Annotated in this window: 17 protein-coding genes; 12 read left to right on the top strand and 5 right to left on the bottom strand. The window is 69.3% G+C overall.

The genetic code is table 11. The features are described 5' to 3' along the window. Position 1: 1 nt before the first annotated feature. From E1295_RS12600 to rfbA, 9 genes are read left to right on the top strand one after another with little or no spacing between them, the layout of a single operon-like run. Positions 2-328, top strand: a complete 327-nt coding sequence (locus E1295_RS12600) for an antibiotic biosynthesis monooxygenase family protein (protein ID WP_132630439.1) — start codon at positions 2-4, stop codon at positions 326-328. Further along, on the top strand, positions 325-666 hold the full coding sequence (locus E1295_RS12595) for an antibiotic biosynthesis monooxygenase family protein (RefSeq protein WP_132630438.1): 342 nt from the start codon (positions 325-327) through the stop codon (positions 664-666). The genes E1295_RS12600 and E1295_RS12595 overlap by 4 nt, the downstream gene beginning before the upstream one ends. 7 nt (positions 667-673) lie before the next feature. Continuing rightward, positions 674-1,126 (top strand): anthrone oxygenase family protein, encoded by a 453-nt coding sequence (locus E1295_RS12590; protein ID WP_132630437.1) that lies wholly within the window; start codon positions 674-676, stop codon positions 1,124-1,126. A gap of 27 nt (positions 1,127-1,153) precedes the next feature. Continuing rightward, positions 1,154-1,891, top strand: coding sequence for an SDR family NAD(P)-dependent oxidoreductase (locus E1295_RS12585; RefSeq protein ID WP_132630436.1), 738 nt, complete (start codon positions 1,154-1,156; stop codon positions 1,889-1,891). Then, on the top strand, positions 1,891-2,280 hold the full coding sequence (locus tag E1295_RS12580) for a SchA/CurD-like domain-containing protein (RefSeq protein WP_132630435.1): 390 nt from the start codon (positions 1,891-1,893) through the stop codon (positions 2,278-2,280). The genes E1295_RS12585 and E1295_RS12580 overlap by 1 nt, the downstream gene beginning before the upstream one ends. After that, positions 2,277-3,182: an NAD(P)-dependent oxidoreductase gene (locus E1295_RS12575; protein WP_132630434.1), complete on the top strand. Its 906-nt coding sequence runs from the start codon at positions 2,277-2,279 to the stop codon at positions 3,180-3,182. Before E1295_RS12580 ends, E1295_RS12575 begins: the two co-directional genes overlap by 4 nt. Further along, the gene (locus tag E1295_RS12570) at positions 3,179-4,192 is read left to right on the top strand and encodes a methyltransferase (RefSeq protein WP_132630433.1); all 1,014 of its coding nucleotides are present in this window, start codon (positions 3,179-3,181) and stop codon (positions 4,190-4,192) included. Before E1295_RS12575 ends, E1295_RS12570 begins: the two co-directional genes overlap by 4 nt. Before the next feature lie 3 nt (positions 4,193-4,195). After that, on the top strand, positions 4,196-5,044 hold the full coding sequence (locus E1295_RS12565; RefSeq protein ID WP_132630432.1) for an LLM class flavin-dependent oxidoreductase: 849 nt from the start codon (positions 4,196-4,198) through the stop codon (positions 5,042-5,044). After that, complete coding sequence (gene rfbA / locus E1295_RS12560) at positions 5,041-5,937, top strand: glucose-1-phosphate thymidylyltransferase RfbA (protein ID WP_132630431.1); 897 nt, start codon at positions 5,041-5,043, stop codon at positions 5,935-5,937. Before E1295_RS12565 ends, rfbA begins: the two co-directional genes overlap by 4 nt. Positions 5,938-6,119: 182 nt before the next feature. Here rfbA and E1295_RS12555 read toward each other — a convergent pair whose 3' ends face one another. Both E1295_RS12555 and E1295_RS12550 read right to left on the bottom strand, forming a co-directional pair. Next, on the bottom strand, positions 6,120-8,105 hold the full coding sequence (locus E1295_RS12555; protein ID WP_132630430.1) for an AfsR/SARP family transcriptional regulator: 1,986 nt from the start codon (positions 8,103-8,105) through the stop codon (positions 6,120-6,122). A gap of 587 nt (positions 8,106-8,692) precedes the next feature. Beyond that, positions 8,693-10,294 carry a DHA2 family efflux MFS transporter permease subunit gene (locus tag E1295_RS12550; RefSeq protein WP_132630429.1) on the bottom strand — a complete coding sequence of 534 codons (1,602 nt, stop codon included), beginning with the start codon at positions 10,292-10,294 and terminating at the stop codon, positions 8,693-8,695. 129 nt (positions 10,295-10,423) lie between these two features. On the opposite strand from E1295_RS12550, the gene E1295_RS12545 reads away from it, so the two are divergent. Then, on the top strand, positions 10,424-10,948 hold the full coding sequence (locus E1295_RS12545) for a MarR family winged helix-turn-helix transcriptional regulator (protein ID WP_166427192.1): 525 nt from the start codon (positions 10,424-10,426) through the stop codon (positions 10,946-10,948). Between the two features lie 233 nt (positions 10,949-11,181). Here E1295_RS12545 and E1295_RS12540 read toward each other — a convergent pair whose 3' ends face one another. Continuing rightward, entirely contained in the window at positions 11,182-12,150 is a 969-nt protein-coding gene (locus tag E1295_RS12540; protein WP_132630427.1) for an amidohydrolase family protein, read from the bottom strand. A gap of 23 nt (positions 12,151-12,173) precedes the next feature. Then, positions 12,174-12,788 carry a class I SAM-dependent methyltransferase gene (locus E1295_RS12535; protein WP_132630426.1) on the bottom strand — a complete coding sequence of 205 codons (615 nt, stop codon included), beginning with the start codon at positions 12,786-12,788 and terminating at the stop codon, positions 12,174-12,176. A 238-nt stretch (positions 12,789-13,026) separates the two neighbouring features. Between E1295_RS12535 and E1295_RS12530 the strand changes: the two genes are divergently transcribed. Further along, the gene (locus E1295_RS12530; RefSeq protein WP_220448676.1) at positions 13,027-13,656 is read left to right on the top strand and encodes a dTDP-4-dehydrorhamnose 3,5-epimerase family protein; all 630 of its coding nucleotides are present in this window, start codon (positions 13,027-13,029) and stop codon (positions 13,654-13,656) included. Continuing rightward, positions 13,653-14,783: a DegT/DnrJ/EryC1/StrS family aminotransferase gene (locus tag E1295_RS12525; RefSeq protein ID WP_132630425.1), complete on the top strand. Its 1,131-nt coding sequence runs from the start codon at positions 13,653-13,655 to the stop codon at positions 14,781-14,783. The genes E1295_RS12530 and E1295_RS12525 overlap by 4 nt, the downstream gene beginning before the upstream one ends. Here the strand turns inward: E1295_RS12525 and E1295_RS12520 are convergent, their stop codons facing one another. Next, entirely contained in the window at positions 14,784-15,764 is a 981-nt protein-coding gene (locus tag E1295_RS12520; RefSeq protein WP_132630424.1) for an NAD-dependent epimerase/dehydratase family protein, read from the bottom strand. Between the last annotated feature and the right edge of the window lie 4 nt (positions 15,765-15,768).

The following is a 15,768-nucleotide window of genomic DNA, read 5'->3' as shown; positions in this document are numbered from 1 at the left end:
CATGACCGCTGGGACCTTCCGGGTGATGTTGCGCATGCAGATCAAGCCCGGCATGGACGAAGCATTCGAACAGACGTGGTACGAGGTCGGCGACGCGGTGACGCAGCACCCGGCCAACCGCGGCCAGTGGCTGTCCAAGAGCGCGGAAGAGGCGGGCGTCTACTACATCATCAGCGACTGGGTCGACGAGCAGCGCTTCAGGGAGTTCGAACGGAGCGAGCGCCACCTGGAGCACCGTACGAAGCTGCATCCGTACCGGTCGGGCGGCTCGATGACCACCATGAACGTGGTCTACGACATGTCGCGCGAGACGGTACGGCGGCCATGAGCGGCCGGGTGCGCGTCCTCGTCTTCGTCACGGCGGCCGGCGCCGGGACGCAGGCCGTGGAGGATGCCTACCACCGGATCAGCCGCGGTCTGACGGGAACGCCCGGACTGCTCGGCAACGAACTCCTCCGCTCCGAGCACGACCGCGACGGGTTCGTGGTGCTGAGCGAGTGGCGTGACCTCGACGCCTTCCGCGCCTGGGAGGAGGGGGAGTCGCACCGCTCGACCACCGCGCCGCTGCGTCCCCTGCAGGACCGCTCGCGGGGCGCGTCGTTCGGCGTCTACACGGTCCAGGCCGAGTACAGCGGCAGGAGCACGGCGTACGCCGAGGGGAGGTGAGGCGCGCATGCGGGAGTTGTTGGGCGCCGTGGCGGTGCTGGGCAGTGGCCTGACCGCGGGAGTGCTCTTCTGCGTCGCGCTCAGTGTCGTGCCGGCGCTGCGTGCCCTGCCTCCCGACCGCTACGTGCAGACCCACGAGCTGCTCGGCCGCAACTACGACCCCACGATGCCGCTGATCGTGCTGACCACGGCGCTGGTGGACGTGCTGCTGGCCATCATGACGCCGGCGGGCGGGCCGCGGTCGCTCTTCGTGGCCGCCGCCGTGCTGACGGTGGGGGTGTCGCTGGTGTCGCACCTGTGCAACGTGCCCATCAACCGGCGCGTCAAGGTGCTCGACCCCGCGGCGATCCCGGCCGACTGGGCGGACCCTCGCCCGGTGTGGCGCAGGTGGCACCTGCTGCGGACCGTACTCGCCGTGGTGGCACTGGCCGTCAACGCGGCCGCCGTCGCGGTGGCATGAACCGGATCGCAAACGAACGGAGGAATGATGGACCTGGCGATATCCGGCAAGCGCGTCCTCGTCACGGGCGGGACGCGGGGTCTGGGAAGGGCGAGCGCGCTCGCCCTCGCCCGTGGCGGCGCCAAGGTGGTGGCCTGCCACGGCAGAGCCGGCGCGGAGGCCGACGACCTGGCCCGGGAGCTCAAGGAGCTCGGCGACCACCACCACGTCGTCCGCGCGGACGTCACCAGCGAGGACGACGTGAACCGCCTGGCCGGTGCCTGCGCGGACGCGTACGGCGGGCTCGACGTTGTGATCAACAACGTCGGCGTGGCCGGCGAGGCGCCCGTGGGCGAGCTGACGGGCGAGGAGTGGGACCGCGTGATGGACGCGAACCTCACTGCCTCGTTCCTGGTCACCCAGGCGACGCTGCCGCTGCTGTCCGAGGGCGGATCCGTGATCTACGTGGGCGCCTCCGCCGCGCTGCGCGGACGCCCGGCGACCGCCCACTACACGGCTTCCAAGGCCGCGCTGATCGGGCTGACCAGATCCCTGGCCAAAGAGCTGGGCCCCCGCGGCATCCGGCTCAACACCGTAGCGCCTGGCGTGATCGACAAGGGGGAGGGCCTGGGCCCGCCGCCCCCGCTGCGGGAACGGCTGGCCGGGATGACCGCCCTGGGGCGGCTGGGCACGACCGACGACGTGGTCGGCGCCGTGCTGTTCTTCGCCAGCGACCTGTCCCGGTACGTCACCGGGACCACTCTGAACGTCGATGGAGGAATCTGATGCCGTACGCAGCCATCACGTACGCGGTCAAGCCCGGCCACGAGGACGAGATCGCGGAGATCTTCGCCGCATTCCAGCGTGTCCCCACGCCGGTGCTGGTCGACGGCGAGGGCAAGGAGGCGGGCCGCCTGGTGGGCACGGCGGTGTTCATCAAGGGTGAGGTGATGATCCGGGTCATCCACTACGAGGGCGACCTGGTGCACGTGGCCAGGAACATGGCCAGGCACAAGGGCGTGCACGAGCTGGAAGCGAAACTGGCGCCCTATCTCGCCGAGACCCGTGACACCGGCACGCCCGAGGCGTTCGGGCGGTATTTTCGCGACGCGACCATGCGTTGCATCTCGCAGCTGTCCGCCGACACCCTGCCGGCCGGAGCTCGGACGCCATGAGCCTGCCACACGTCGCACTCGTCGGGAGCGGCGCGATGGGTGCGGGCATGGGACACCGGCTGCTCGAGGCGGGCCATCCCCTTTCCGTCTACAACCGCACCCCCGCCAAGGTCGCCTCGCTCGTGGAGGCGGGCGCGCGGGCGGCCACCAGCCCGCAGGCCGCGGCGGACACGCCGATCGTGCTGCTCAGCCTGAGCGACGAGTCGGCCGTCGAGCAGGTGCTGTTCGAGGCCATGCTGCCGGAGCTGAGGAGGGGCACCGTGGTGGTGGACACCACCACCACCTCACCGCTGTACGCCCGCATGGCGGCCACGCGGCTGTCCGCCGCGGGGATCGCCCGGGTCGAGGCGTGCGTCCTGGGCAACCCGGCGATGGCGCGCAGCGGCGGTCTGCGGATCTTCACCGCGGGCGAGCACGACGAGGTGGAGGCCGCCGGCGGGCTGCTCGGAGTGCTCGGGCAGGACATCCGCTACCTGGGTTCGGCGGGTGCGGCCGCCACGATGAAGCTGGCCTTCAACCTTCTGCTCGGCGTGCAGACCGTGGGCTTCACCGAGGCGATCTCGTACGGCGTCAGCGCCGGGCTCGACCGTGACCTGCTCATCGACGTCATCGCCAACAGCGGATTCAGCTCACCGGTTCTAGCCTTCCGCGCCGCGTTCATGCGCGAGCGCTGCTACGAGCCCGCGGCCTTCAAGGCGCGGCTGATGGAGAAGGACCTCCGGCTGGCCGCCAACGACGCCATGGCCAGAGGGATCTACCTTCCGCTGACGGAGGGCGCGGGCGACCTCATGGCCGACGCGGTCGCCGCCGGCCTGGGCGACCAGGACGCCGCGGTGATCAGTGAGCTGCCCAAGCGCCGGCTCGGAGCGAGCCTGCCACCGAAGAACGGAGCCACACGATGACCACGCAGCCACCGCAGATCACCAGCCCCGCCGAGCTGATCCAGCTGGGCAAGACCGCCTTCTGCACGGCCAAGGTGCTGCTCGGCGCCCTTGAGCTGAGGGTGTTCGCCGTGCTCGACGAGCTGCCGCTCACCGGGCCGCAGCTCGAGGAGCGGCTCGGACTGCATCCTCGGGCCTCCAGGGACTTCTTCGACACCCTGGTGGCCCTCGGGCTGCTGGTGCGCGCGGAGGGGCGCTACTCCAACGCCCCCGCCGCGAAAGAGCACCTCGTGCCGGGCAAGGCGGCCTACGTGGGCGGCTTCCTCGAACGTTCCGACCGGGTTCTGTACCCCGCCTGGGGCGACCTGACCGGGGCGCTGCGCACCGGCAAGCCTCGCGTGACGAACGCCTTCCGCGAGATGCTCGACGACCCCGACCGGCGGATCAGCTACCTCGCCATGATGGACGCGCTCAGCACCATGCTGGCACCGCTGATCGCGCAAGCCTTCGACTGGGACACCGTGAAGTCCTACGCCGACATCGGCGGTGCCAGGGGCAACCTCGCGGGCCGGGTCGCGCAGGCGCACCCGCACCTGTCCGTGCACGTCTTCGACCTGCCTCCGATGGAGCAGCCGTTCCACGAGCACGCGGAGCGACTCGGAGTGGCCGAGCGCGCCACGTTCCACGCGGGCGACTTCTTCGCCGACCCGCTGCCGGAGGCCGACGTGCTGACCATCGGCCACGTCCTGCACAACTGGGCCCCGGCCGAGCGACGTACGTTGATCAAGAAGGCGTACCAGGCGGTCAATCCCGGTGGCGCGCTGATCATCTACGACCGGATGCTGGCCGACGAGCCGGTCGACGCCGAGAATCTGGTGATCAGCCTGGACATGCTGCTCACGACGGACGGTGGGTCGGAGTACCTCGCAGGGGAGTGCCGCGACTGGCTCGAGGAGGCGGGCTTCACCGTCGAGCCGGCCCGGCCGCTCGGCGAGCACGACACGCTCATCGTGGCGAGAAAGGGGGGCTGATCCGTGGACGTCGGAGTCGGCCTGCCGACGACGGTGCGCGGAGTGGACGGCCCCACCCTCCTCGAGTGGGCACGTCGCGCCGACGCGCGTGGCCTGTCCTCGCTCGGGGTGCTCGACCGGTTGGTGGCCGGCAATCACGAACCCGTCGTCACGCTCGCGGCCGCCGCCGCCGTGACCCGGCGGATCAGGCTCGCCACGACGGTCCTGATCGCCGCGTACAGAGGCGGGGCCGCGGTCCTGGCCAAGCAGCTGGCCACCGTGGACGAACTGTCGGGCGGCCGGCTGGCGGTCGGGGTGGCCGCGGGAGGCCGCGCCGACGACTTCGAGGCCGCGGGGCAGCCGTACCGGCGACGGGGCAGGCGGCTCGACGCCCTGATCACGGAGCTGCGCGAGGCCTGGGCGCCGGGCTCCGGGATCGGCCCGGAGCCCGGCGCCGGCGGGCCGCCCATCTGGGTCGGCGGGCACACGGACGCGGCCCTGCGGCGGGCCGCCCGCCTGGGACAGGGCTGGATCGCCGGCGGCTCGTCGTCGGTCCCGTACGCGGAACTGGCGGCGCGCGCCCGCGCCGCCTGGTCGGCCGAGGGCAGGACGGATCGGCCGCGCATGGTGGCGCTGGCCTACTTCTCGTTCGGCGCGGACGGCGCCGAGCGGGCCGTCGCGCACATGCGCCGCTACTACGAGCAGGCGGGCCCGTACGCCGACCGCGCGGCCGCCCAGACCGTGACGACCGAGAGCGAGCTCCAGCGCACCATCAAGGAGTACGACTCCGCAGGGTGCGACGAGCTCGTCTTCTTCCCCTGCTCCGGCGACCCGGATCAGGTGGACCTGCTGGCGCGGGCCGCACGGACATGAAGGGGATCATCCTTGCGGGCGGGCGGGGAACCCGCCTGCACCCCATCACCCTCGCGGTGTCCAAGCAGCTGCTGCCGGTGAACGACAAGCCGCTGATCTACTATCCGCTGTCGGCCCTGATGCTGGCGGGCATCCGCGACATTCTCATCATCTCCACGCCGGTGGACCTGCCGCAGATCCAGCGGCTGCTGGGCGACGGCGCACAGCTGGGGCTGAGCCTGCGGTACGCCAGACAGCAGGAGCCGCGCGGGCTGGCCGACGCGTTCATCGTCGGCGCGGACCACGTCGGCGACGATCCGGTGGCCCTGGTGCTCGGCGACAACATCTTCCACGGGCACAGGTTCGACGACATCCTGCAGGAGCAGGCCCGGGACATCGACGGGTGCGTGCTCTTCGGCTACCCGGTGACCGATCCCGAGAGGTACGGAGTCGGCGAGACCGACACGGAGGGCAAGCTGGTCTCGATCGAGGAGAAGCCTGCCAGGCCGCGGTCCAACCGCGCGATCGTCGGCCTCTACCTCTATGACAACCAGGTGCTCGACATCGCCAAGAACCTGTCGCCGTCGGCCCGTGGCGAGCTGGAGATCACCGACGTCAACCGCGACTATCTGGAACGTGGCAAGGCCCGGCTGGTGGACCTGGGACGCGGATGCGCGTGGCTGGACGCGGGCACCCCCGCCTCGCTGTTGCAGGCCGCGCAGTACGTCAGCGCGCTGGAGAGCAGGCAGGGCGTACGGATCGCGTGCATCGAGGAGGTCGCGCTGCGGATGGGCTTCATCCGGGCCGAGGAGTGCCGCGAACTCGGCGAGAGACTGGCGCCGTCCGACTACGGGCGGTACGTGTGCGCCGTCGCGGAGGAGTTCGCCGCCCATTCGGCGGTCCCGCGTCCATGACGCACCCTGCACGGACCCGGCCGTATCGTGACAACGCCCGGAGCACCTTTTCGTGCTCCGGGCGTTGTCACGTGGCCCGCCGGGCGATTGAGGACCCTGCGCCGGTGGCCGGGTGAAAAAATTTTCATGGAAAAGAATTTCAGTGCTCTGCGTTCGGGGCAGGGTTTCGCCTCCACGGCGGGTCAGTTGTTCCAGCGCAGATCACGGCGTACGAGCCGGCCCGGGGCGGCGGGACGGCCTGGGCCGGCGGGCGCCTCGATCGCCGTCGTCTCCCCGGCGTCCAGGCTCACCTCGTCCGGCGTGCCTCGCTCGGCCAGCTCGTTCTCCAGCTTCTTCTCCGCGTACAGGTGGGCCAGCTCATTGATGGCGTACACGACGTCGTCCCGTGCGCCGTTGTAGCCGACGATGCGGAGAAAGTGGGCTGAGACCAGCCGGGTGAGGATCGTCTCGCTCGTGTCGATGTCGCAGCCGACCGTCTCCGCGGCGCTCTTGAGGTTGAAGCGCGTGCTGCGTCGCAGGTAGAGCAGCCATAGGGCGCTGCGCTCGCGGGGCTCGAGCTCCTGGTAGTTGAGGTCGAAGCTGTGGTAGATGTCGAAGTCGGTGGAGTTCAGCTCTTTGAGGCGCAACTCCGGATCGGCCAGGCGGGCGGCCAGGGTCCGCAGCGGCAGGGTCGGCGACGCGGTCAGCCGGGCGCCTGCGGCGCGCACCGCCAGCGGCAGGCCCTCGCAGAAGCGCACCACGCTCTGCGCGTCGCCCTTCTCGCGCTCGATGCGCTGCCTGCCCGCGACCGCGCCCAGCAGGCGTACGCCTTCTTCAAGGGTGAGCGGCGCCAGGTCGAGGCGCTTCCTGCAGGGGAACCCGTATAAGCCGGACCTGCTGGTGATGATCGTCGTGCAGTGCTCGCTGCCGGGCAGAAGCGGAGAGATCTGCGCGGCCGAGGCGGCGTTGTCGAGGACGATCAGCACACGATGCGCCGAGCACCAGCTTCTGAACATCTTCGAGCGTTCCTCGGCGCTGCTCGGCAGCTTCTTCGTGTACATGTCGGTCGCTATCAGCCAGTTGTAGAGCACCTGGCCGGGGTCGGCGGGCTCGCCGTCGCTCCCGCGCAGCGTGCAGTAGAACTGGCCGTCGGGGAAATCCCGCTTGATCAGGTGCGCCAGGTGCACCGCGAGGGCCGTCTTGCCGACGCCCGGCATTCCCGCGATCAGCACGGTGGGCGGCGTGGTGGCCGCGGGCTCCGTCATGGTGGCGGCGGCGACCAGGTCGTTGATGCTGGACTGGCGGCCGGTGAAGTCCCAGATGTCCGGTGGCAGCTGGGCCGGCAGGAGCGTCCTCACAGCGTTCCTCGGCCTTTCGATCACGGCCGTGTTCCTGCGGCCCTGGCCGGCCTGCGGCTCCAGCTTGGCGGGGTGCGCGGTGGTCTCCTCCGACAGGAGCGACTGGTGCAGCCGTTGTGTGTCCGCGGACGGCTCGATCCCCACCTCTTCCACCAGGGTCGCCCGCAGCCGCTGGTACACCTCCAGCGCCTCCCAGCGCCGGCCTGAGCGATGCAGGGCGTTCATCAGCTGCGCGTAGAAGGCCTCATGGAGGGGGTGCACCGAGATCAGGTGCTTGAGCTCGCCCACGACCTCACGATGCCGGCCGAGCCGCAGATCGCTTTCGATGCGCAGCTCGAGCGCGCGCAGCCGGCTCTCCTCGAGGGAGGCCACGTAGGCCGACAGCAGGTTGCCCGCGGCCACATCGGCCAGTGCCAGGCCGCGCCACAGCGAGAGTGCCTCGGCCAGGCACTTGGCGGCCATCTCGGTCTCATTCCGCTTCAGCGCCGCCACACCTTCGGCGAGCAGCCGTTCGAACTGGTTCAGGTCGAGCTGGTCGTGGTCGATGGTCAGCATGTATCCCCACGACTGCGTCTGCAAAATCTCCTCGAACGAGTCGACCTCATCGTTGGAGAGGATCTTTCGCAGCTTGTAGATGTAGGTCTGCAGAGTGGAGAGCGCGCTGCTGGGTGGATTTTCTCCCCACAGTTCGTCGATGAGCTCGGTGGTCTGTACGATGTTGTTGCGCCGCAGAAGAAGAAAAGTGAGCACCTGTCGAAGTTTTGGGGCTGAAGGAGTCACCTCCCGGCTGCCGTCGAGCACTCTCAGAGTTCCCAGGACACAGAATCTCATCTTGATCCCCAAGCGTGAAGGCAATCGACCTTTCTATGGCAGGCGAGGTCAGAATGCGCGATGCTTGCGCCGTGCATCCGACCTCGCTAGAATCTCCTAACCATCGTCGGAAAGAGTTAATTCGATCCACTGGTTCGGTGGTTCCGTCGGTGTTCACCAAGCAAGAAGCTCAGGTCCAGGAGCGACGTCTGCGTACGCGGCGACAGGCGGGAGTTTCGCCGAAAGGTGGCTCGGCCGCCGTCGGCGGCTCCTCGTCGAATTGTTGCGCGATAGGGTTTCGCCGGGCGATTCGCTCGATTTCCAGCAGGTGACACAAGCGCGAACTGTCCGCGGCATTGATTCAACCCCCGTTGGTGTGCCGTCTGCTGTGACTGGTGACCGGCGAGCGCTTATTCCTTGTTGAGGGTCTGCGCCTTTATTTCCTTGATCGGGACACCAGAGACGATCCTCGAGTATTACCCTTGATTATTACTAGAGAAACGCTCGAAGTCGAGACCGGAAGTGATCGTGGCAGGCGCCGACTTCCTCCCGGTCCGTCCCCTGTGGTGTCGTGAACGAATACGTGGCGGCAACGACCGGCTGACCGGTCACATCAGGGCCAGTTCCTCCTCGGCCGTGGGCGCCTTCGCGGGGTCCGGCCGCTTGGCGGCGAAGCTGAGCAGGCAGGCGACGACCACCACTGCGGCGCAGGCCAGGAGGGTGAAGCGCAGGGCGCCGACGAAGGCCTGGTCGAAGACCGACTGGGCGATCTCCCGCATCTGCTGGGCGAGCTGACCGCTCGCGCCGGCGGGCAACTGCACGTCGCCGGCTCCCGCATCGATGCTGCCGCCCGCCGAGGTGACGGCGTCGACGAAGCCCTCCCTGAACTCACCGGGCAGCTGCGCCGCCTGGCGCTCCGCCTCGCCGTGCAGCTCGCTGGTCAAGCGGCTCTGCAGCACCGCGCCCATCGCGGCGACGGCGATCAGGAAGCCCAGCTGGCGGATCGCGTTGAAGGCGCCTGAGGCGGCCCCCGCGAACTCCGTCCGCACGTCCTGCATGGCCATCGTGACGGTCGGGGCGAAGGCGGCCGCCTGGCTGATGCCCGCCAGGATCAGCGGCCCAAGGAGCGACCACTGGCCGGAGTCGGTCTGCGCCATGTTGCCGATGAGCGCGAGGCTGACCGGGTAGAGGGCCAGGCCGCAGATGAGCACGTACTTCCCGCCGATCTTGTCGATCAGGAACCCGACGACGGGGAACGAGAACATCATGGCCAGCGCGGTCGGCGCGAGCGTGAGGCCGGCCTGGAGCGCGCTGAGCCCGAGGACCTGCTGCAAATAGATCGTGAGGGTCAGCGACAACCCCATCATGCCGAAGGAGACGGCGACGATCACGAAGCTCATCAGTGAGAAGCCGCGGTCCTTGAAGATCCCCAGAGGCATCAGGGGATCGTTCACACGCGCCTGCGTCGCCAGGAACACCACGAGCAGCACGAGGCCGGCCGCGATGACCATGGGAATGCTGAGGAAGGAGGTGATCGTGCCCCATCCGTAGCGGTCGCCCTCGAGCAGCCCGTACGTGATCGCCCCGAGCGCGGCGCTGGCCAGGACGACCCCGGTGATGTCGAGCCGGAGGCGCTTGTCCGGGCGGACGTCGGGGATGAGGGCGAAGGCCATGGCGATGGTGATCAGCCCGAGCGGCACGTTGACGTAGAAGACCCAGCGCCAGTTGCCCTCGGCGACGAGCAGCCCGCCGAGCGTCGGGCCGGCCAGACCGGCCACGCCCGCCGTGATGCCCCAGATGGCGCTGGGCAGGCCGCGCTTCTCGGGCGGGAAGACCCCGGTCAGGATGGTGAGGGTCTGCGGCGTGATCAACGCGGCGCCGATGCCCTGCAGGGCCCGGGCCGCGATGAGCTGCCAGGGCTCCATGGCGGCTCCGCAGAGCGCGGAGGCGACCGTGAAAAGGATCATGCCGGCGATGAAGACCTTGCGGGGTCCGACGATGTCGCCCAGGCGGCCGGCCGTGATCACGAGTACGGCGACCACGAGGATGTAGGCGCTCATCACCCACAGCACTTCGCTGATCGTCGCGTCCAGGTCTTCGAGGATGTCGGGGATCGCGATGTTGACGATCGTGGTGTCCAGGATGGTCATGAAGAACCCGATGCAGAGCGTCACCATGACGATCCATGGGTTTCCGCGGCGCTGGCTCATCCTCACACCTCCTTGGAGGGATTGGTCCCGGTGCGTCCTGCCGAGGTCGTCACCTCGCGCCAGGCTGTACTCCCAGGAAGATAGATGTATACTTTGACAATTAATAAGTCTAATCCATGGATATTTCAAATGTCAAAGGATGTCTGGAAGTCGCTCGTCGACGAGGTCCAGGTCGCCGTCATGCAGTTGCAGAACGTCTCCGACGCGGTGGACGAGGCAGCGGCGGCGCGTTTAGGTGTCAACCGGACAGACATGCGCTGCATGGGCTGCGTCTTCGCGCTCGGCCCGATGACGGCCGGCGAGTTGGCCGGCGCGGCCCGCCTGTCCCCGAGCGCGGCCACCATTGCGATCGACCGGCTGGAGCGGGCCGGCTACGCCCGGCGGGTCCGCGACGTCAACGACCGGCGCCGGGTGACCGTCGTGCCGACCCCGCAGGCGGAGTACGTCGCGCAGGCCGTGTGGGGGCAGCTGAGCGAGGAGGACGAGGCCGGGCTCGCCGGGCACACCGTGGGAGAACTCATCCTCATCCGTGACTTCCTGCGGGCCACGGTCAGCCGGCACGCGCGCCAGGCCGACCGAATCAGGCAGGGGGAGACCCTCGCGGAGGGCAACGGTGTGCCGCCGGTTCGTGACGCCGAGACCCCGCAGCCGTGACCCGCCCGTGCCCCGCAGCCGTGACCCGTAACCGTGACCCGCAGCCGTGACCCGTAACCGTGACCCGTAACCGTGACCCGCAGCCGTGGCCGGGATGAGGCCGGCCGAGCGGTTCCGGTCCGGCCGTGCGCCGCATCGCGGGCACCGCCGGACCGGCTGAAGACGGCCCGCCGGGGCCCGCCGGTTCGGTGCCGGGGGGAGGCAGGCCGCCGAACTCGCGCGGCGGACCGTGGTCAGACGGTGACGCTCATCCGCTCGGCCAGCGACGGGAGCAGGCGCAGCGCGTTGTCGCGCTCGATCGCGCGGTGCAACTCCGGCCCGATCAGCGGGTCGCCGGCCAGCCCGTCCGTCATGTATCGGGTGGCTTCGGCCGTCCGCATGCTGTAGTCGGTCCCGTAGAGGATGCGCCCGTGGTCGGCGGCCGCGAGCAGCGTCGGCGTCGCGTACGGCGAGGTGGGCATGGCGGTGTCGTAGTAGAAGCGCCGCACGTAGGAGCGCAGGGTCGCGGGATCCACGCCCTCCTCGTCATGCGAGCGGGAGTCGATCCGCGCCGCCATGTACGGCAGGAAGCCGCCTCCGTGCGACAGGATGACCGACAGGTTCCTGTGCCGCTCCAGGGTGCCTCCGATCATCAGGCTCAGTGCCGCCCTGGTCGTGTCGAGCAGGAAGTCGCCCATGAAGTCGGGAATTCCGGGCGGCGTGCCGCCTGGCAGGAACTGCGGGTGCACGAAGAGTACCGCGCGCCGCCGGTCGAGTTCGGCGAAGAGTGGCTCGAACGACGGGTCGCCGAGATAGGTGCCGTTCACGTGCGTCAACAGGAGCACGCCCTCGGCTCCGAGGGTGCCGAGGGCGTAGTCGGCCTCGGCCAGCGCGGCGTCGACGTCGGTCAGCGGCAGATAGGCGAAGAAGCCGAACCGCTGCGGCTGCTCCCTGACGAGGCCGGCCAGCGACTCGTTGATGACCCTGGCGCCGGTCGCGACCTGGGCGGCGTCCTCGAAGACCTCGAACGGCGCGGGTGAGGAGGTCACCGCGGCTGCGATGTCGTTCTCCTCCATGACCTGCTCGGTGGCGGCCTGGCTCCAGCGCGCCCAGGTCGGCCACTTCGACTGGTCGGGCGGCAGGATGCCGGCCTGCACAGCCCACCGCTGCATCTTCGGTGGTACGGCGTGATTGTGGGTGTCGATGCGCCAGGGGCCGGTCACGCTGCCTGCCTTTCTTTGTGCGTTCACTGACGGGTCATGAGGAAGCCGGCGAAGTACGAGGACGGCGGGGGCGAGGGCAGCCGCTCGATCTTGAAGACGTCGCCGAAGAGGTCGTCCTCCTCGCCCGGCACCAGCTTCGGGTTGAGCCGCAGCAGGATGCCCTTGAGGGTGAACGGCAGATCGCCGTCGTGGTGCACGCACCACAGGAAGTACAGGCTGCCGGGGCCCGACAGCCGCTTGACCGTGGCGGCCATCGCCTCCCGGGCCCTTCCCTGCAGGTCGTCGAGCGTTCCCAGGTCGATCACCAGGTCGAAGGCCCCCTCCACGCCGGGGATGTGCGCGGCGGTCAGATCGCCCTTGACGAACCGGCAGCGGTCCGCGACTCCCTCCCTGGCCGCGGCCGCCCTGGCCTCGCTCAGCGCCACGGAGGAGAAGTCCACCCCCACGACCTGGAAACCGCGCTTGGCGAGGAAGACGGCGGCCTCGCCGCGCCCGCAGCCGAGGTCCACGACCCGTGGATGCGTCTCAGGGGATATCCGGCCCGACGTCACCAGGTCCCGCAGTTCGAGTCCCAGGCGCCCGGCCCAGCGGGCCATCCCGGTCTTGTACTGGAAGCTGTACGACCATGACTTAGGCATGAGACGTCCCTTTTACCGCGATCGCATTTTCGGAATGCCGGACGGCTGACTCCGCTGTCCGGCGCCGTTTCTGGGAACGGTGCACGGCGTTATCCTGGTGACTTCCGCTAGAAATGGAATCTCTTCTCACTGGTGTCGCGCTCGACTATCGGCAGAGCCGCGTACGGGGATTGCCCGCGCTCATCGACGCTGGCATATTCACTGTTGTCGGATGACGATCAGGTGAGAAAGGCGCGAAATGCAGATCGACCCACTCGGAATCGACGGTGCTTTCCTGATCAAGCCGGAGATTTTCCCGGACACCAGGGGTGAGTTTCTGGAGGTTTTCAGCGAGCCGGCCTTTCGCGAGGCCGTCGGCCACCCGCTGAGGGTGGCGCAGGCGAACTGCTCGCGATCGCGGCGCGGCACGATCAGGGGCATCCACGCCTTCTCGCTGCCGCCCGGGCAGTCCCGCTACATCACCTGCCCTCATGGCGAGATCCTGGACATCGTCGTCGACATCCGGGTCGGCTCGCCCACGTTCGGCGAGTGGGAGGCGGTCCGGCTGGGCGACGGCAACAGGCACGGGTTGTACCTCGCGGAGGGGCACGCCCATGCCTTCGCCCCGCTGACTGACGAGGCCACCGTGGTCTACCTGGTTTCCAGCACGTACGCTCCCCACAAGGAGATCCTGGTCGACCCGCTCGACCCCGAGCTGGCGCTGCCATGGCCGCCGGAGAGCGAGCGGCTCCTGTCCGCCAAGGACCGCGGCGCTCCCAGCCTGCGTGAGGCGTGGGAACGCGGTGTGCTGCCTAGCTACGCCGACTGCCGCGCACGCCATGAGGAGCTGTGCAGGGAAGCCGACGCGCTCGCGGGGAGGCACGAGTGATCCCCTTGATGCGGGTGGAGATGTCGCAGGAGGCGGGCGCCGCGGTGTCCCGTGTGCTCGCCAGCGGGATGGTCGGCCAAGGGCCGGTGGTCGACGAGTTCGAGCAGGCGCTGCGCGAGCGCATCGGCAACCCGTACGTCGCCACGGTCAACAGCGGCACCTCGGGCCTGCACCTCGCCCTGCGCCTGGCGACCGACCCTTCGGGAACCGGCACGGGCGTGGACGGAGGCGAGGTCCTCACCACGCCGCTGACCATGGTCGCGGCCAACTGGGCGATCCTCGCCAACGGCCTGCGTCCCAAGTGGGTGGACGTGGACCCCATGACGCTCAACGTGGACCTCGACGACCTGGCCAGGAAGATCACCCCGGCCACCCGGGCGATCGTCATCGTGCACTTCGCCGGCTATCCGGTCGACCTCGCCCGCCTCAGCGACATCCTGGACGAGGCGGAGGCCGCGTACGGTTTCCGCCCGCCGGTGATCGAGGACTGCGCGCACGCGTGGGGCGCCACCTACCGCGGCACGCCGCTGGGCAACCACGGCAACGTCGCGGTCTACAGCTTCCAGTCGGTCAAGCACTTCACCACCGGCGACGGAGGGCTGATGGTGCTGCCCAACGCGCAGCTCGCCGAGCGGGCCAGGCGGCTCAGGTGGTTCGGCATCGACCGTTCGGCGCCCGGACGCGGCCTGGTCCGCGCCGACATCCCGGAGTGGGGCTACAAGTTCCACATGAACGACATCAACGCGGCCATCGGCCTGGCGAACCTGACGGAGACCGACGAGGTGATCCGCCGCTACCGCGACAACGCCGCCTTCTACGACCGCGAGCTGGCCACGGCCGACGGGGTGCGTGTCACCGAGCGCGCGGCCGACAGGCAGTCCTCCTTCTGGGTCTACCCGCTGCTGGTTCAGGGCAAGGACGCGTTCATCAAGCACATGACCGAGGCCGGCGTCATGGTGAGCCAGGTGCACGAGCGCAACGACCGCCACACGGCGCTGCGCCGGTACGCGGCCCTGCTGCCGGGGCTCGACCGGGCCGTCGAGCAGCTGGTGTGCCTGCCGGTCGGGAGATGGGTGTCCGACGAGGACCGCCGGTACATCGTGGACACGATCAAGGCCGGATGGTGATCAGTCGGCGGGCCCGTGCAGCCACCAGGGATTCTGCCGGGCCCACTCGATCGTCCTGGCGATGCCCTCTCGCAGCGGGACGGCGCACTGCCAGCCGAGCATCGCGCGCGCCTTGGCCGTGTCGGGGACCCGGCGCTCGATGTCCTGGTAGACGGCCCCGAAAGCGGCCCCGGTGTCCAGGTGAACGTTGCGGCCGGTGAACCCCGCCGCCTCCCCTACCAGCTCGATCACCTCACGAATGGTGGTCTCCTGGTGGGAGCCGATGTTGAAGCACTCGCCCACCGCGGCCGGGCTCGACGCGGCCCGGACGGTGCCGTCGATCGCGTCGTCGACGTAGGTGAAGCAGCGGGTCTGGCCGCCGCCGTCGTACATCTCCGGCGCCCGGCCGGTGAGGACGTGCTGGATGCTCCGGCTCACCACGTACGCCGGCCTCTGGCGCGGGCCGTACACGTTGAAGTAGCGCACCACCGTGGCGCGGAGACCCTGCTCGCGGACGAGGGCGAACGTCATGTGCTCGGCCAGCGCCTTGCTCGTCGAGTAGGTCCACCGATCGGCCGACGTGACGCCCAGCACGCGGTCGGACTCCTCGGACCACGGAACCTGGGGGTTCTTGCCGTAGATCTCGCTGGTGCTGGCCACCACCACCCTGACGCCGGCCTCCAGCGCCCTGCGCAGGACGTTGCGGGTGCCGAGCACGTTGACGTCGATGACGTCGAGCGGCTGCCGCAGGTAGCGGTCCACCCCGACGACGGCCGACAGGTGGTACACCAAGTCGACGTCGGAGGTGATCACGTTCGCCAGCGACGACTCGTGGGTGATGTCGTCCTTGACGTAGCGGACGCTGCTCAGGTTGTGCAGCGGCGTGTCGGGCGGTGGCGACGACGTGTCATAGGCGATCACCTCGTGCCCCTCCGCGGCCAGCCGTTCGACGAGATGGCTGCCGATGAACCCGCATCCTCCGGTGACCACGATCCTGGACATGCCC

It is taken from the genome of Nonomuraea mesophila, assembly GCF_004352805.1.
GTDB lineage: Bacteria > Actinomycetota > Actinomycetes > Streptosporangiales > Streptosporangiaceae > Nonomuraea > Nonomuraea longispora.
Note: the sequence above shows the minus strand (reverse complement) of the source record. Positions and strands in the feature narration are given on the sequence as shown.

Coding starts and splice junctions, on each gene's coding strand:
- E1295_RS12520 (WP_132630424.1), bottom strand. CDS start 15,764: ATGTCCAGGATCGTGGTCACCGGAGGATGCGGGTTCATCGGCAGCCAT.
- E1295_RS12555 (WP_132630430.1), bottom strand. CDS start 8,105: ATGAGATTCTGTGTCCTGGGAACTCTGAGAGTGCTCGACGGCAGCCGG.
- E1295_RS12550 (WP_132630429.1), bottom strand. CDS start 10,294: ATGAGCCAGCGCCGCGGAAACCCATGGATCGTCATGGTGACGCTCTGC.
- E1295_RS12575 (WP_132630434.1), top strand. CDS start 2,277: ATGAGCCTGCCACACGTCGCACTCGTCGGGAGCGGCGCGATGGGTGCG.
- E1295_RS12535 (WP_132630426.1), bottom strand. CDS start 12,788: ATGCCTAAGTCATGGTCGTACAGCTTCCAGTACAAGACCGGGATGGCC.
- E1295_RS12600 (WP_132630439.1), top strand. CDS start 2: ATGACCGCTGGGACCTTCCGGGTGATGTTGCGCATGCAGATCAAGCCC.
- E1295_RS12585 (WP_132630436.1), top strand. CDS start 1,154: ATGGACCTGGCGATATCCGGCAAGCGCGTCCTCGTCACGGGCGGGACG.
- E1295_RS12580 (WP_132630435.1), top strand. CDS start 1,891: ATGCCGTACGCAGCCATCACGTACGCGGTCAAGCCCGGCCACGAGGAC.
- E1295_RS12590 (WP_132630437.1), top strand. CDS start 674: ATGCGGGAGTTGTTGGGCGCCGTGGCGGTGCTGGGCAGTGGCCTGACC.
- E1295_RS12595 (WP_132630438.1), top strand. CDS start 325: ATGAGCGGCCGGGTGCGCGTCCTCGTCTTCGTCACGGCGGCCGGCGCC.
- rfbA (WP_132630431.1), top strand. CDS start 5,041: ATGAAGGGGATCATCCTTGCGGGCGGGCGGGGAACCCGCCTGCACCCC.
- E1295_RS12530 (WP_220448676.1), top strand. CDS start 13,027: ATGCAGATCGACCCACTCGGAATCGACGGTGCTTTCCTGATCAAGCCG.
- E1295_RS12545 (WP_166427192.1), top strand. CDS start 10,424: ATGTCAAAGGATGTCTGGAAGTCGCTCGTCGACGAGGTCCAGGTCGCC.
- E1295_RS12570 (WP_132630433.1), top strand. CDS start 3,179: ATGACCACGCAGCCACCGCAGATCACCAGCCCCGCCGAGCTGATCCAG.